Below are 14226 nucleotides of genomic sequence, written 5' to 3' on the forward strand. Positions count from 1 at the left end.
GGCTTGCAAGCCCCCCTCAGCCGCGTCAGGCGGCGATCACGATCGGGCCGATCGTTTTTCATTGCCGCCATCATGCTTTCGCTGGGGCCTGATACAGAGAACCCCGTGTTTCGTAAAACACGGGGTTCGTCAGCAGTCTGACGCCGCGCAGGTGCGCGGCGTTTTTTCTGGCGGATGTGCCGATGTTCTAAGGATGCGCCGCCGTCCGCGGACGATGATGCATCGGCGGCGGGGCGGCCGGCGCGCAGAACGGCACCACGCCCGCATCGATCGGCAGCTGGGCATCGCTGAGCATGGTCAGCAGCGTTTCGCCGTAGATCAGCTCGAACGGTTTGCCGGCGACGAACTTCCACGCATCCTCGGTGTAATCGCCGCAAGCGACGATTTTCACCGCCGAGGCGTGGTGGTATTTCATCAAGCTGTGCATCTGGCGCACGTCTTTCACCTCGACGTGGCGGTTGTGCCAATGGCGGCATTGCACCAGGGTGGTCAGGCCGTGCTTGCGCACGATCAAGTCCAGGCCATCGTCGATATCGGCGTGGCCGGCGTGTTCCACCGCATAGCCGCGGTAACGAAACGCCTGCGCCACCCGGCTTTCGAAATCGCGCCAATGCATGCCGCGCAATTGATTCACCTCCTCGCGCACCACCAGCTTGCGCATGCGCTGGCGATAACCCAGGCACGCCATGCAGGCGCCAAACCAGCAGGCCGCCATGAGCATCCACACGATCACCAACTGGACGCCGTTTTGCGTGCCCAGGCCGTAGCGAGCGCCGACATAGACACTCAAGCCGAGCAGGATGCCGGCTGGCCAATGCACCGAAATGAACCGCTCGATGCCACGTGTTCCGTACTTCGCCATCAACAACTCCCCCGAGCTGTGAACGCTGCCTACTGAACGTGGCTTGACCTTAGCGCGGACGCCGGGGGAGATCAGCGTGCAGTGCGGCATTCGGCCGCAGCGCGTTCCAGGCTGGAAAATGGCGGGTTTTTCAAACCGTTTTGTGCGTTGCGGCGAGAGTTTGCCCAGGCACACGAGATGCATCGCTCGTTTTCGCCGCCCGCCCTCGCGTTTGCCCACGCAACCGGCGCGACGATCCAGGCCCAAGCCCGCGACCGCCTACACGTATTTTTCATGTCATCTGCACGAAAACTTACTACCGCCGCAAGCTGGCGCGGTCATACCATGGCAGCGTCCCTAGCCATGCGAAGCTCGACCATGGATCGCCGCCCGCCTACCCGAGTATCCAACCTGCGCGTGGACTGGAGCGATCCGGAACTGGAGTCGCTGCTGCGCCGGAGCGAAAGCTGGCGGCTGGACAATCGCGGCGGTTTCGCGCCCCAGGGCGTGCAGCTGTACATGGGCTGGAGCGGTAGCGTCGGCAGGTCTGCGACGCTGGTGTGGGAGCGCGACAAATCGGTGGTGGTGGAAACCAATTTCCCGATCGGCACGGGCGAGCACGTGCGCATCGACAAGCACCTGGGCGAAAGCATCCGCTCTCTGTGGGGCGTGGTTGCCGAAGGGCGCGAGGGGTCCCGTGACGAAGACCGCGCCAACGGCCTGCATTTCTATTGGCTGCACGTCAAATAGCGGTCGCCGCGCCAACGGCCCAGGCGTTTCGCCCCCCTTGCCGTACCGGCGCAAGCCGGCCCTAAAGTTATTGGCCGGTCAGGCCGATAAGCCGCTCAAGCGCGCTAACCATCCAGTTGTACCCGGCTTTCGCGATCGGATCCCTTAGGTCCGCTCGCGGCCAGCCGGCAAGCAGGGATCTTGAGCACGAGTAAGGCGCCGATGGCGTCGACCTGAACGGATGATGCTGCCATGAGCCATTTCAAGCCCAATTCGAAGCTGTCGAACAACCAGGTGAACTGGGACGACCCGCACCTGCAGTCGCTGCTGAGCAAAACGGACGGCTGGAAACTGGACAACCGCGGCGCGTTTTCGGCGCAGCCGGTTCAGCTTCACATCGGCTGGGGTGCAAACAGTGCGCGCAACGCCGTACTGGTTTGGGAAACCGATCGCGTCATGGTGGTAGAAACGCAGTTTGCCATCCCCCAAGGCGAGCACGTTCGCCTCGATCGCGTGGTCGGCCAAGCGCTGCGCACGGTGTGGGGCGTGGTGGCGGAGGGGCGTCCGGGTTATCGGGAAGAAGACCGCCAGAGCGGCGTGCTGGTGCACTGGCTGCACGTGTGCTGAGAGCGTTTCAGGCAGGCGTGGTTGTCCGATCCGATGGTGCAGGCCACGACGTGTCGCCCGATAGCAGATAGAACCCGACCTGTGCGCGCTTGGCATGCCGCTTGGCGCGTGCCGCCAGCGTAGCGAGCGTTTCCGGCCGGCCGGGAAACGGCGGCGCGACGCGCACCGCGCCGATGGCGACGGTGGTGAGCGGAAAGAACTGCGTGTTGCCGTGCCGGTCCTCGCCGACGATGCCTTGCCGGGCAATGTCGTCGTCGGCAAACAGACTGCGCGAGCGCTGATTGAACGAGGTGACCATCTGCATGCAGCGCGCCTCCCAATCCTCGCTCTGGAAGACCACCAGAAAGTCGTCACCGCCGATATGGCCCACGAAATCGCAGCGCGGATTGACCTGCGCGGTGAGGATGCCCGCCAGCAGGCGGATCATTTCGTCGCCGCGGAAGTAGCCGTACTGATCGTTGAACGGCTTGAAGTGATTGAGGTCCACATAGGCCACGGTGAACGGAAGTTCGGCGCGCAGTAGTCGTGCCAGATGTTCCGTCACCGGAATGTTGCCCGGCAGGAAGGTCAACGGATTGGCGTAGCGTGCCGCTTCGATGCGCAGTTCCGTCACCCGGCGCACCAGCGATTCGCCCGTACCCAGGCCCAGGTAGAGTTCTTCGCGGGTGACCACGAAACCATCGCTCAGATAGCGCTGGTCTTGCCCGCGCAGAATGTCGGCCATGCTTTCCAGCGACTGATTGACGTCGCACAGCAGCGGCGCCTCGTGCATGAAGGCGGTGCAGCTTTTGCGTCCGTACAGTTCGCGCGTGTACGGTTGCGCCATGCGCTCGCTGAAGATGCGTCGGTTGACGATGCCGATCGGGCGCTCATTCTCCACCACCGCCAGCGCATGCAGCTCGGGCATCTTGGTGAAGAGGGCGATCACGTCATGGTTGGTGTGCTGCGCCGTCAGCGCAGGGGCCTCGATCACCAGGTGTCCAAGATGCATGGGCCGCTGCGTGACCGGTCCGCGCAGTCGCGGCGGTACCGAGATGGAGGGGTGGCTCAATGCTTCGCGCGCGGACTTGCTGATCGCACTGCTCACCTGCGGCGCGGGGTGGCCGAGCAGGAATCCTTGCGCATAGCAGACGCCCAGCTCGCGCAGCATGCGCAGGTCATCCGCTTCCTCCACGCCTTCGCCGACCAGGTCCGCGCCCAGTGTTTCGGCCACCTGGCAGAGCGCGCGTACGATGGCCAGGCGCTCGGCGCTCTTGGCCATGCCGTGGATCAGATAGCGGTCGATCTTCACCACTTCGGGGTGGATTTCGTTCCACATTTCGAAATTGGAATGACCGTTGCCGAAATCGTCCAGCGCCAGGCGCACGCCGTGCGCGCGCAGATAGCCCAAGGCATGGGCAAGGCGTGCGGGCTCTTCGACGATGTCGCGCTCGGTGAGTTCGATCGTGATGCGGCTCAGGTCCATGCCGCCGCCGCTCAGGGCGGCGAGCAGATCGTCGGGTTTGATCGATTCTTGCATGAGCGCCTGGGCGCTGAGATTCACCAGCAGCCGCCCGCGCGCGTTTTGCGCGGCAAACGTGGCGCATGCGGTGCGGGCGGCAGCCAGTTCGAATTCGCCCAGGCGGCCTTCCAGGCGTGCGAGATTGAGGAGATCTGGAGTGGAGATGTCGCCCAGTTGGGCGGTGGTGCGGGCGAGTCCTTCATGCGCGACGATCTCCATCGTGTCCAGCCGGACCAGCGGCTGGAACACGGCGTACAGTCCGCTGGTCGCCCGGTCCAGCAGGCTGGTCAGTCGAGCTGTCTCGCGCAGGAAGGTCATGGCGGCGTCACGCGGCCTGGTCGAAAGCCTGTGTGGGGCGCTGATGGTCCGGCGTGGCAGGCTCGGTACCTGTTTGGGCGTCGTTATCTGCGGTGGCGTCATCCGTCCCGGTGGCTTCGATGCGGAAGAAATCCATCTGATGCAGTAGCGCTTGCGCGTTGCTGCGCATGGCGTGGCTCATGCTGGCGGTGTGTTCGACCAGCGCGGCGTTTTGCTGGGTCATGCTGTCCATGTTGGCGACGGCGCGGTTCATTTGGTCGATGCCGGCTTTCTGCTCGCGACCGGACAGCGCCATGGCGGCCACTTTTTCCGATACCTGCGTGGCGCTGGCGACGATGCCCACCAGCGCTTCGCCCGAACGGCGGGCAAAGGTGCGGCCATCCAGCACCGCGGCGCCGCTTTCGTCGATCGACTGCTTCACTTCGCGTGCGGCGGCCGAGCAACGCTGTGCCAGTTGGCGAACTTCCGCGGCCACCACGGCAAAGCCGCGCCCGTGTTCGCCGGCGCGCGCCGCTTCCACCGCGGCATTGAGCGCCAGCAGATTGGTCTGGAACGCTACTTCGTGGATGAGGCCGACGAACTCGCCGATGCGTTGGCCGGAGCGGTCGATGGCATCCATCGCGGCGACCGTGTCGTCCACGACCCGCTGGCCTTGCTCGGCCAGTTCGCGCGAGGTGATGGCGATGCGGTGCGCCTGCTCGGCGACACCGGCCGCTTCGGCAACGCTTGCGGCAAGCTGCTCCATCGAGGCGGAGCTTTCTTCAAGACTCGCCGCTTGTGATTGTGTGCGCTGGCTCAAGGCGAGCGTGCTGTTTTCAAGCCGCTGCGCGCCTTCGCGCACGTTGGCGGCGCCGTTGCGCACTTGCCGAACGACGCCGGCCAATTGCGCGTCCATGGCGGCCAGCGCGCGCAGCAGATCGCCGATTTCGTCGCTGCGGCCGATCGCGATCGCTTGCCCCAGTTCGCCGCGCGCGATGCGTTGCGCTACGCCCGAGGCCTGGCGCAGGCGTGCGCCGAGTGCGTGGATCAGCATGCCCTCGCTCACGCTCGCCAGCAGCATGGTGCCGGCGAACACCGCCAGCAGCAGAAAGAGGCCTTTATGGTTTGCCGCATGCTGGATCTGCGCCTGCGTTCTGCCGGCGGCCAGCGCGTCTTCGAACAGGTTGGTGAAATCGCTTTGCAGCGGCACCAGGTCCGGCTGCACGTCGGTGGCCAGTTTGAGTTGGGCGATGTCGAACTGCCCGGCCTGCAACAGGCTGAGCGTATCGTCCATCGCCTGCTCGGCATCCTTGCGGTGTTGGGCGGCAAGGCCAAGCAGTGATTTCTGCTGCATGCCCAGGCCGCTGCCGAGCAGGGGCTTCCAATAGCGATCGATGTCCACGCGATTGCTCTTGATCGCCGTGGCGGCCTCGTCGGCGGCCGAAGGCAGGCGCATCAGCACGGCGTGAGACAGCGCCTGGAAGTCGTTGTTGAAATCGCTCTGAATGCGGCCAACGTCGGAAATCGGCGCAAGCGTATCGCCGACGACCGAATCGATACGTTGGTCGGCGCGCATCAACGCAACACTGGCCAGGCCGCCGATGGCGATCAGCAGTACCAGCAAGCCGGCGAGACGAAGCAGAAGGATGTTGCGCAGGGTGATTCGGAACAGGCCGGAGGGGAGACGAGGCATGGCACAACCTGGAGCGGGGGATGCGTGCTCATCGGCCAGGGTCGCGTCAACTTGAGCGAAAACTTACAAAAATCGCCCATGTTTCAATCATTTGACGAAGTTGTTGCGGGGTGCTTTCCAGACGCCGCACAAGGCTCGCGCAGGTTACGAATCGGTCGGCGCCATCGCCAGCGCAGGCTCACCGCGCAGCGCCTGCGCGTGCAACAGCCAGGCAAGCATCACCGCAGCGATCGCGGCGATCGCGGCAAAGCCGTAGACGGCGTTGTAGCTCATGCCGCCGGCGATCCAGCCGCCGACGGGACCGGTAACCGCCATCGCCACGTCCATAAAAACCGAATACACGCCCAGCGCGGAACCGCGGCTGTGCTGGGGCACGCGATGCACGGCTTCCACGCCCAACGCAGGAAAGACCAACGAAAAGCCCAGCCCTGCGATCGCCGCGCCCACCGCCGCCATATGCGCGCTGCCGGCCATGCACAACCCGGCGAGCCCGGCCGCTTCGATCGACAGCGACACCATCGCCACGCGATAACCGCCGAATCGATGGATGGTGCGGGCGAACACAAAGCGCACACCTACGAATACCGCGCCGAAGATGGTCAGCGTCAGCGCCGCGTTGTCCCATCCATGCGCGGCGTAGAACAGGGTGACGAACGTCGCGATGCAACCGAAACCGATCGAGCCCAGCGCCAGCCCGATACCGTATGGCACCACGCGCGCCGCGACGGTGCGGAAGGGCGAGCGTTCGTCCGCTTCGACGCGGGTGGCGCGTTTGAGGCGGGCCAGCGGCAGCGCGGCCAGCGGCAACAGCAGCGAGACGATGCCGATCGCGGCGAAACCAAAGTGATGGGCGACCAGCACGCCCAGCGGCGCCCCCGCGGCCAGCGCGCCGTAGGTGGCCACGCCATTCCATGAGATGACGCGCGCGGTGTGCTCGTGTCCCACCTGGCCCATGCCCCAGGCAATGGCGCCGGTGCCCACGCAACTTTCCGCGCAGCCCAGCGCAAGGCGGGCGAGAAAAATCAGCCCGAGACTGAGCCACGGCAGGCTGGCTGCCCACGCACCAAACAGCAGCAGCACGCCGCTGGCCGCGCACAGCGTCAGGCCGGTCATTACCGTGCGTTTAGGCCCTTTGGCGTCGGCCATGCGCCCCACCTGCGGACGGCTGAGCAAGGTCGCCAGGTACTGCACACTGATCGCCAGGCCCGCCAGCATCGCGCCCAAAGCGAGGCGGTCATGCACAAACGCCGGCAGCACCGCCAGCGACAGGCCGATGGTCAGGTAGGTGATGAACGTGAACGCGACGGTGCTGAGGATCGACAGCAGTACACCATACGGGCGGCCGGAAGCGGCCGCGGTGGAGCAAGGGGCAACAGCCATGGGAGAAGTGCGACATCACCCGGATGGGGAGCCGGGTTTTAGCCCATTATAGTGCAACGATGCTGCGGTGCGTCATCACGATCGCGCCTCGCCCTTGCCCGATCCTGCAAAGTTGCCGGAGCAGGTCTTCGGTCTGACGTTGCCTCGCCAAGGCGTTAACGATATCCCCGTCAGGCCATGGCCTTTTCGAGTGCGGCGATATCGATCTTCTTCATTGCCAGCACCCCTTGCATGACGCGTTGCGCCTTGCCCGCGTCGCCGCCGCTGAGCAGTTCCAACAGCCGGACCGGCACAATCTGCCATGACAGTCCGTAACGATCCCGCAGCCATCCGCATTGCTGCGCGCGCGGATCGCCACCCTCGGACAACTTGTTCCAGTAGTGATCCACTTCCTGCTGGTCGCGGCAATGGACCACCAGCGACAGCGCTGGATTGAAGGTGAACGCCGGGCCGCCGTTGAGCGCGATGAACGCCTGGCCGTCGAGCTCGAAGGCGATCGTCATCACCGAACCCTCCGGCTGACCGGAGGCATTGGCCGCTGCGCTGGAGTAATGCGTGATGGTGAGGATGCGCGAGTGATCGAAGATCGAGACATAGAAAGCCACCGCTTCTTCGGCCTGGTCGTTGAACCAGAGAAATGGGGAGATGCGCTGGAAGCGAGTGTTCATGGACGACTCCTGATGCAGACGCGTGCTGAGAAGCTCATCTATACGACGAATGCGGCCGCGTGGATTCGACATGCCCGCAAGGCGCTTTGTCGGCGCGTCTTGCCCTAGGTGGCTATCGTTGTCATGCATGTCTGGAAAAGGTGATTGACGCAACACCCGATGGCGAACTGCCGTCTGCGTTTTCGAATGCAGTGGGTGGCGGCGTGAAGCGTGTGTGCACATGGCTTTTCACGTGTACGGCTCAGGCAAATTATGTTGCGACGCAATGAAAAAGCGGCCTTTTCAAGTCGTTTTCGCCGCTGTCGATGTGTACGCGATGTGAATTTCCACGGCGTGCTTATGGCATGTTCTCCTTTGCGATACATATCACGTTCCAGCGTGGGCATCGCGGCCAAATCCACTGGACAACGTTGTCATGACAAGTCGATACTCGCCGCACTTAAAACGTTGCCAATCCATTACACGCAGTTCGGGGCAGGGATGCGTGATGGCGACTGTCCCCACACGGCCGCTCGGAACGCGGCCGTGAAATCGCCGAGGTATCTCACTTGTTGCGGTTCTATCCAACCTGGAGACAGTTCATGCAGATGAAGAGATCGACGAGGTGGTCCACCCTTACGTTGAGTTCGCTCAGCACCGCCGTATGCGCGGCGTTGTCCACGACCGTACTGACGGTAGTGCCTGTGCAGGTGGTGCATGCGCAAGCGAGTTGCGCTGCGGCGTGGAATGCCTCGACGGCTTATACGCAAGGCAATGTCGTCAGCGAAGGCGGCATCAACTATGTGGCGAACTGGTGGACGCAGGGTAACGACCCGGCCACCAACAACGGCGGGTCGGGCAGCGGCGAGCCGTGGACGTCGGAAGGCTCCTGTTCCGGCGGTTCGCCGACGCCCACGCCCACACCGACGCCAACTCCCACGCCGACGCCTACGCCTACGCCAACCCCGACACCCACGCCTTCGGGTTCTTGCGATCCCGCGTGGAATGCGTCGACCGCCTACAACGGCGGCGCGCTGGTCAGCGAGAACGGCATCAATTACGAAGCCAACTGGTGGACGCAGGGTAACAACCCGGCCACCAACAGCGGCCCGTCAGGCAGCGGTGAGCCCTGGACCGAAATCGGCACCTGCAGCGGTTCGCCGACCCCGACGCCAACACCCACTCCGACGCCAACCCCGACGCCAACTCCGACGCCGACGCCGACCCCCACTCCGGCACCGACCGGGTTCGTGTTCAGTCCCTACAAGGACATGAGCATCAACATGAACTGGAACACTTATGCCATGTCGACGGAAGTCACCGGCACGCTGATTCCAGTCGTCGGCAGCGGCAGCCTCTATTCGACGCAGGTGCCCAATCTGCCGGCGATCTCGCTCGCCTTCGCCACCGGCGAGTGCGGCAGCGAAAGCTGGGCCGGGGTCACGCCGTCGGAATTCATTTCCGCCAACATCACCCCGGGCGCGGCCAACTCGCTGTCCAGTGCGGGCCTTAACTACATCGTGTCCACGGGCGGCCAGGCCGGTGTGTTCACCTGTTCGTCGCCGTCGGCGTTCGAGAGCTTCATCGCCAAGTACTACACGGCGCAGATGATCGGCGTGGACTTCGATATCGAAGGCGGCCAGACGCAGGCCGACGTGCAGCAACTGGTTGCCGATGTCGCGGCGGCGCAGTCGCAGTATCCCAACCTGCGCTTCTCCTTCACGCTGGCCACGCTCGGTGCGTCCGATGGCAGCTACGGCAGCGTCAACCAGCTGGGTCAGTGGGTGCTGCAGGCGATCCAGTCCTCCAGTCCCGCGCTCAAGAACTACACCGTCAACCTGATGGTGATGGACTATGGCAGCGCCAGCGCGGCCAACTGCGTGGTGGTGAGCGGCGTTTGCGAGATGGGCCAATCGGCCATCCAGGCGGTGACCAACGTCGAGCACACCTATGGCATTGCAGCCAGCCACATCGAGCTGACGCCGATGATCGGGCAGAACGATACCTCCGGCGAAATCACCACGCTGGCCGATATCGACACGATCACCAACTATGCCACCGCCAACGGCCTAGCCGGCGTGCACTTCTGGTCGCTGGATCGCGACACGCCCTGTGCGGCCGGATCAGCATCGGCGACGTGCAACTCGTATCCGAGCGTAGGCGTGCTCGGCTACACCAACGAAGTACTCAAGGACATCGGCAAGTAAACGGAGCAGGGGGAGCTGACGCGGGCCGGGAGGCATGCCCGGCCCGCGTCGGGATCCGGATGTAACGGGCGGCCACCGGCGCGAACGCGCCGGTGGCCTTTTGCTTCAGGCCCGGGCGCCAGGCGCTTTCAGGCGCCCAGCAGCGTGTCCGGCACGCGCGTCGCGGCCGAGCTTCTTGGCCTGGTACATGGCGGCGTCGGCGTAGCGCATCAGCTGCTTGCGATCCTCGCCATGTTCGGGGTAGACCGCGATGCCGATGCTGGAGGAGATCTCCAGCCGATGCCCGCCGACCTCGAACGGTTGCCTGAGCACGTTGCAGATCTTTTTTGCCACGACGGCGGCATCTTCGGGTTGCTGGATGCCGTGCAACAGCACGGCGAATTCGTCGCCGCCGAGGCGTCCGACCGTGTCGGCCTCGCGCAGGCATCCGCGCACGCGCCGCGCGGTCTCGCACAGCAGCGCGTCGCCGGCGTCATGGCCATAGGTATCGTTGGCCTGCTTGAAGCGATCCAGGTCGATATAGAGCACGGCCAGACGCTGATGGTCGCGCCTGGCCGCGGCGATCGCGGCGTCCAGCCGATCGTGGAAGCGTTCGCGATTGGGCAGGTCGGTCAGCACGTCATGTGCGGCGGCATATTGCAGCCATGTAGCGTTCTGCTTGCGCTCGATCGCCACCGCCACCTGATGGGAGACAAATTGCAGCAGCGCCTGCTGTTCGGCGGTGTAGCGCACTTCGCCCGAATAGCTTTGCACCACGATGGCCCCGATCACGCCGTTGGGCGTGGTCAGTGGCACGCCCAGCCAATCCAGCGAGTCGCGTCCGGCATAGGGCAGTTCGCATCCGGACACGGGCGGCGGCTGGTCGGAGGTCAGCAGCAAGGCCCGGCCGCTGCGGATGATCTCGGCGCTCAGCGTGCCCGAGTCGAGCTCGCGTGGCGTGGGCGGCGCATCGAATTCGTCCACAAAGTAAGGGAAGCTCAGTTCGTCGCCGCGCGCGTCGTACAAGGCGACGAAGAAATTCTTGGCCGGCAGCAGTGCGCTGATGATCTGATGGATGCGCTTAAACAGCGCCAGCAGGTCTTCGGCGGCATGGGCCGCTTCGGAAATCGCCAGCAAGGCCGACTGCACCGACTCGGCGCGCTTGAGTTCGGTGATGTCGTGCGCCACGGCGATGCGTACCCGTTCGTCGGCCGACCAGCGCGCCGACCACATGATGTGCACGATCTGGCCATCCTTGCGGATGTAGCGGTTCTGGAAGCTCGGCTTGGCCTGGCCGGCCATGATTTCGCTGGCGGCCCGCAGCGTGCGCTCACGATCGTCAGGGTGCACGAGCCGGATCATGGGGGTGCCGAGCACCTCCTCGGGCGCGTAGCCGAAGATGCGCTCGTAGGCGGCGCTGACGTAAAGGTAGTTGCCGTCGGCATCGAGCACGCAGATGGCATCGAGCAGCAGCTCGATGACGGTGGGCAGGGGCGGACAGCCGTTGTTTTGCATCGCTCCGCGGATCGGTGGTGGAGATACGCCAGCCCAGGCACAGGTCATGCCGTCCGGTGTTGCCGGCGCACGAGGCCGCGCGAACTGGGCGCCTTCACTTTAAATCCACACGCGGACCGCGAAAAAGGGTGGATGCAAGCCACGCGCAAGTCCAGTCCGGTGGCCTGGGGGGGTTGAGGGGAAGACAATCTGAACGAAATTTATTGCGACGCAATGTCCCTGGCACGCGCTTTGCGTATCCAAGTGATGGTGGCGCAAGAACTTTTCGTGGACATCTGTTGCATCTATGTGTAAGTTGCGTCAACTTACAGCTGACTGACGCGTTAAGTGATTCAGCTGCCAGACAGAACGCGACGCACTTACACGAAGTCAATAAAACAGGGGGCGCCAGCTAATGCAACGAACCTTCGTCGTCGGATGCCCGAGGTCGGGCACCACCATCGTGCAAGCCATGCTGGCCAGGCACCCGCAGGTTTTTACGCTCCCTGAAACCGGTTTTTTCCCGCGACTGCTGGGCGGCCTGCATCACCGCCTGGGTGACGAAGGCGCCAGGCCGCGCCGGCGCACGCTGGCGCGCCGCCTGGGGTTGACCCGGCGCTATGGCCGGCGCGAATTCCTTGAGCTGCAGCGCGCCTTGCTCGACCCGGATTTGGTGCCCAAGCGCGCGCCCTGGTTGCAGAGCACCTGCGTCACGCAATTCATCGCCTCGCTGGACCGCTTGGCCGGGCAGGCGACGCGGTCGATGTGGATCGAAAAAACGCCGAACCACCTGCTGTATTTGAATGAAATCGAGCATTACCTTCCCGACGCGCGTTTCATCCATGTCATTCGCCCCGGCATGGACGTACTCGCCTCGATCACCGATGCCGAACTGCGCTATGGCAACAAGGCTTTCAGCGGCGGCCTGATGCTGTGGGCGCAACGCTGGAACCGCGCGGTGGAAATCCATCGTTCGCGTATCGGTGTGCGCAACCACCATTTCGTCTTCCTGGAAGACCTCGTGGGCAATCCCCTGGAAGAGTGGAAGCGCGTGTGCGCATTCCTTGAGCTGCCCGGGGATGTCCAGTTGGACCAGACCTGCCATCAGCGCATTGCCGATCCCAAATCCGAACCGTGGAAGCAGGATGCGCTGAGCGGCCTGCCGCATCAGGCAGATAGCAAGGTGGAGAGCCTGTTCGGCCCGCAGATGCGGGAGTGGCTGCGCGAACGCCTGAGTTCGTACGAAGAGCTTTATGCGGCCAGTAGCCTTGCCTACAACCGCGAAGACAGTTTCCAGATGCCTCTGCGGCACACCGGGAAGAACCCGGCCGAAGTCGACATGGGCGTTTCCGATCCCGTTGCGGACGGGCGCTTTCGCGTTGCCTGAAACGTTCGTCGTTGCACGGCGGCGCGTCTAGCCGGCCAGCATTCGCGATACATGGGGCCATCCATGCGCCTGAAGCCGTGCCCGCCCATTTTGCGGGTCCGTCTGGGCTGTTGGATCGAACAAATCCTACTTGGGCCTGTCACAATGGACGAGCCATCGTGAAACAGGTCTTATCGTGAACCGTACCCCCAAGAGAAAGCAGACGGCCTACGGCAGTTGGGTCATTGCGATCATCGTGTTGGCAGCCATTGTATTGGCGGGCGTTTATCTCGTCCGGATGGCTTTGCATCCGGCCACGCCGGCCGCCAATTCGGCGCTACCGGCGCCAGCGGCGGCATCCACTGCCGCGCCGGCGAGTGCGGCACCGACGATCCAGCATCCCATCGCACAGGCCAATGCCGGCCCCGCGCCCGCATCCACCGCGCCATTGCCGACGCTGGCCGATAGCGACAGCAGCGTGCTCGACGCGCTTGCTTCGCTGGCGGATGGCGGCAATGTACGCGCGCTGCTCGTATCGGACCAGATCATTGCGCGCGTGGTGGCGACCGTCGATGCCTTGCCAAGGCAGAGCATCGGCAGCACCCACATCCTTCCGCTGCACACGCCGCAGGGCACCATGGTCACCCGCCAGGCCAATGGCGTGACGTTGATCGATGCGCGCAATGCCGATCGTTACAAGCCCTACATCGCCGTGTTGCAAAGTGTGGATCCGCATGCGCTGGTCGCCTGGTACAAACACAACTATCCGTTGTTCCAGCAGGCGTATCGGGAGCTGGGCTATCCGCACGGGTATTTCAACGATCGCGCGCTTGTTGCGATCGACGACATGCTGGCCGCGCCGGATCTGCACGATCCGGTCGCGGTGAAGCGCGATGGCCCGCATTACGTGTTGGTCGATCCACAGCTGCAGTCGTTGTCGAACGGACAGAAGCTGATGGTTCGCCTGGGCCCGGAAAACGAAGCCCAGTTCAAGGCCAAGCTACGCATGATTCGCACACTGCTGGTGGGCGAACAGGTCGGGCACTGAGTACCGGCGCGCGCGAGCGGTTTTCACCGACATGAAAAGGCCCGCCATGCGGCGGGCCTCAGACTGCTGACGAACCCCGTGTTTTACGAAACACGGGGTTCTCTGTATCAGGCCCCAGTGAAAGCATGATGGCGGCAATGAAAAGCGATCGCCCCGATCGTGATCGCCGCCTGACGCGGCTGAGGGGGGCTTGCAAGCCGACTGGGCGCCCGTAAAAGACCACAAAGACGCGCCAGCAGCAGCGCCATCTTCTTGATGTTCTGGGCCGCCGCCGCGAGCAAGCACTGCTCGGTCACACGCAACCAGCCGCGCATGCGCGCATAACGATGCCCATGCAACTGCTTGGCATCGGCGAAGCTGCGCTCCACCGTCTCCTTGCGCCGCGCATAGACCCGCTTGCCCCATGCGGTATGCCGT

The 14226-nt window shown here is 64.0% G+C and carries 12 protein-coding genes; 5 read left to right on the forward strand and 7 right to left on the reverse strand.

Annotated features, from left to right (window positions below; all coding sequences use genetic code 11):
* Window positions 1–187: 187 nt before the first annotated feature.
* Complete coding sequence (locus VME63_RS00870) at window positions 188–862, reverse strand: restriction endonuclease (protein ID WP_325429294.1); 675 nt, start codon at window positions 860–862, stop codon at window positions 188–190.
* Between the two features lie 357 nt (window positions 863–1219).
* Between VME63_RS00870 and VME63_RS00875 the strand changes: the two genes are divergently transcribed.
* Both VME63_RS00875 and VME63_RS00880 read left to right on the forward strand, forming a co-directional pair.
* Complete coding sequence (locus tag VME63_RS00875) at window positions 1220–1591, forward strand: hypothetical protein (RefSeq protein WP_325429296.1); 372 nt, start codon at window positions 1220–1222, stop codon at window positions 1589–1591.
* Window positions 1592–1822: 231 nt separating this feature from the next.
* Window positions 1823–2197: a hypothetical protein gene (locus VME63_RS00880; protein WP_325429298.1), complete on the forward strand. Its 375-nt coding sequence runs from the start codon at window positions 1823–1825 to the stop codon at window positions 2195–2197.
* Window positions 2198–2204: 7 nt separating this feature from the next.
* Here the strand turns inward: VME63_RS00880 and VME63_RS00885 are convergent, their stop codons facing one another.
* The 4 genes from VME63_RS00885 to VME63_RS00900 form a co-directional block, all read right to left on the reverse strand.
* Window positions 2205–4016, reverse strand: a complete 1812-nt coding sequence (locus VME63_RS00885) for a GGDEF domain-containing protein (protein WP_325429300.1) — start codon at window positions 4014–4016, stop codon at window positions 2205–2207.
* Window positions 4017–4023: 7 nt separating this feature from the next.
* A complete protein-coding gene (locus VME63_RS00890) occupies window positions 4024–5688 on the reverse strand; it encodes a methyl-accepting chemotaxis protein (RefSeq protein WP_325429302.1) in 1665 nt (554 codons plus the stop codon).
* 144 nt (window positions 5689–5832) lie between these two features.
* Window positions 5833–7068 carry an MFS transporter gene (locus tag VME63_RS00895; RefSeq protein WP_325429304.1) on the reverse strand — a complete coding sequence of 412 codons (1236 nt, stop codon included), beginning with the start codon at window positions 7066–7068 and terminating at the stop codon, window positions 5833–5835.
* Between the two features lie 170 nt (window positions 7069–7238).
* Window positions 7239–7736: a VOC family protein gene (locus VME63_RS00900; RefSeq protein WP_325429306.1), complete on the reverse strand. Its 498-nt coding sequence runs from the start codon at window positions 7734–7736 to the stop codon at window positions 7239–7241.
* Between the two features lie 581 nt (window positions 7737–8317).
* Here VME63_RS00900 and VME63_RS00905 point away from each other — a divergent pair.
* On the forward strand, window positions 8318–9922 hold the full coding sequence (locus VME63_RS00905; protein WP_325429308.1) for a carbohydrate-binding protein: 1605 nt from the start codon (window positions 8318–8320) through the stop codon (window positions 9920–9922).
* A 105-nt stretch (window positions 9923–10027) separates the two neighbouring features.
* Here VME63_RS00905 and VME63_RS00910 read toward each other — a convergent pair whose 3' ends face one another.
* Window positions 10028–11416 carry a sensor domain-containing protein gene (locus tag VME63_RS00910; RefSeq protein WP_325429310.1) on the reverse strand — a complete coding sequence of 463 codons (1389 nt, stop codon included), beginning with the start codon at window positions 11414–11416 and terminating at the stop codon, window positions 10028–10030.
* A 394-nt stretch (window positions 11417–11810) separates the two neighbouring features.
* On the opposite strand from VME63_RS00910, the gene VME63_RS00915 reads away from it, so the two are divergent.
* Together VME63_RS00915 and VME63_RS00920 are read left to right on the forward strand one after the other, a co-directional pair.
* On the forward strand, window positions 11811–12782 hold the full coding sequence (locus VME63_RS00915) for a sulfotransferase (protein ID WP_325429312.1): 972 nt from the start codon (window positions 11811–11813) through the stop codon (window positions 12780–12782).
* 175 nt (window positions 12783–12957) lie between these two features.
* Window positions 12958–13809, forward strand: a complete 852-nt coding sequence (locus VME63_RS00920; RefSeq protein ID WP_325429314.1) for a DUF3014 domain-containing protein — start codon at window positions 12958–12960, stop codon at window positions 13807–13809.
* 107 nt (window positions 13810–13916) lie between these two features.
* Here VME63_RS00920 and VME63_RS00925 read toward each other — a convergent pair.
* A partial coding sequence (locus VME63_RS00925; RefSeq protein WP_325429316.1) for a transposase occupies window positions 13917–14226 on the reverse strand: 310 nt, incomplete at its 5' end.

The sequence above is a fragment of the Dyella sp. genome (assembly GCF_035503745.1).
Lineage (GTDB): Bacteria > Pseudomonadota > Gammaproteobacteria > Xanthomonadales > Rhodanobacteraceae > Dyella_B.

Bases quoted from the DNA above. Each gene is read 5' to 3' on its own strand.
- VME63_RS00870 (WP_325429294.1), bottom strand. From the start codon at position 862: ATGGCGAAGTACGGAACACGTGGCATCGAGCGGTTCATTTCGGTGCAT.
- VME63_RS00875 (WP_325429296.1), top strand. From the start codon at position 1,220: ATGGATCGCCGCCCGCCTACCCGAGTATCCAACCTGCGCGTGGACTGG.
- VME63_RS00880 (WP_325429298.1), top strand. From the start codon at position 1,823: ATGAGCCATTTCAAGCCCAATTCGAAGCTGTCGAACAACCAGGTGAAC.
- VME63_RS00885 (WP_325429300.1), bottom strand. From the start codon at position 4,016: ATGACCTTCCTGCGCGAGACAGCTCGACTGACCAGCCTGCTGGACCGG.
- VME63_RS00890 (WP_325429302.1), bottom strand. From the start codon at position 5,688: ATGCCTCGTCTCCCCTCCGGCCTGTTCCGAATCACCCTGCGCAACATC.
- VME63_RS00895 (WP_325429304.1), bottom strand. From the start codon at position 7,068: ATGGCTGTTGCCCCTTGCTCCACCGCGGCCGCTTCCGGCCGCCCGTAT.
- VME63_RS00900 (WP_325429306.1), bottom strand. From the start codon at position 7,736: ATGAACACTCGCTTCCAGCGCATCTCCCCATTTCTCTGGTTCAACGAC.
- VME63_RS00905 (WP_325429308.1), top strand. From the start codon at position 8,318: ATGCAGATGAAGAGATCGACGAGGTGGTCCACCCTTACGTTGAGTTCG.
- VME63_RS00910 (WP_325429310.1), bottom strand. From the start codon at position 11,416: ATGCAAAACAACGGCTGTCCGCCCCTGCCCACCGTCATCGAGCTGCTG.
- VME63_RS00915 (WP_325429312.1), top strand. From the start codon at position 11,811: ATGCAACGAACCTTCGTCGTCGGATGCCCGAGGTCGGGCACCACCATC.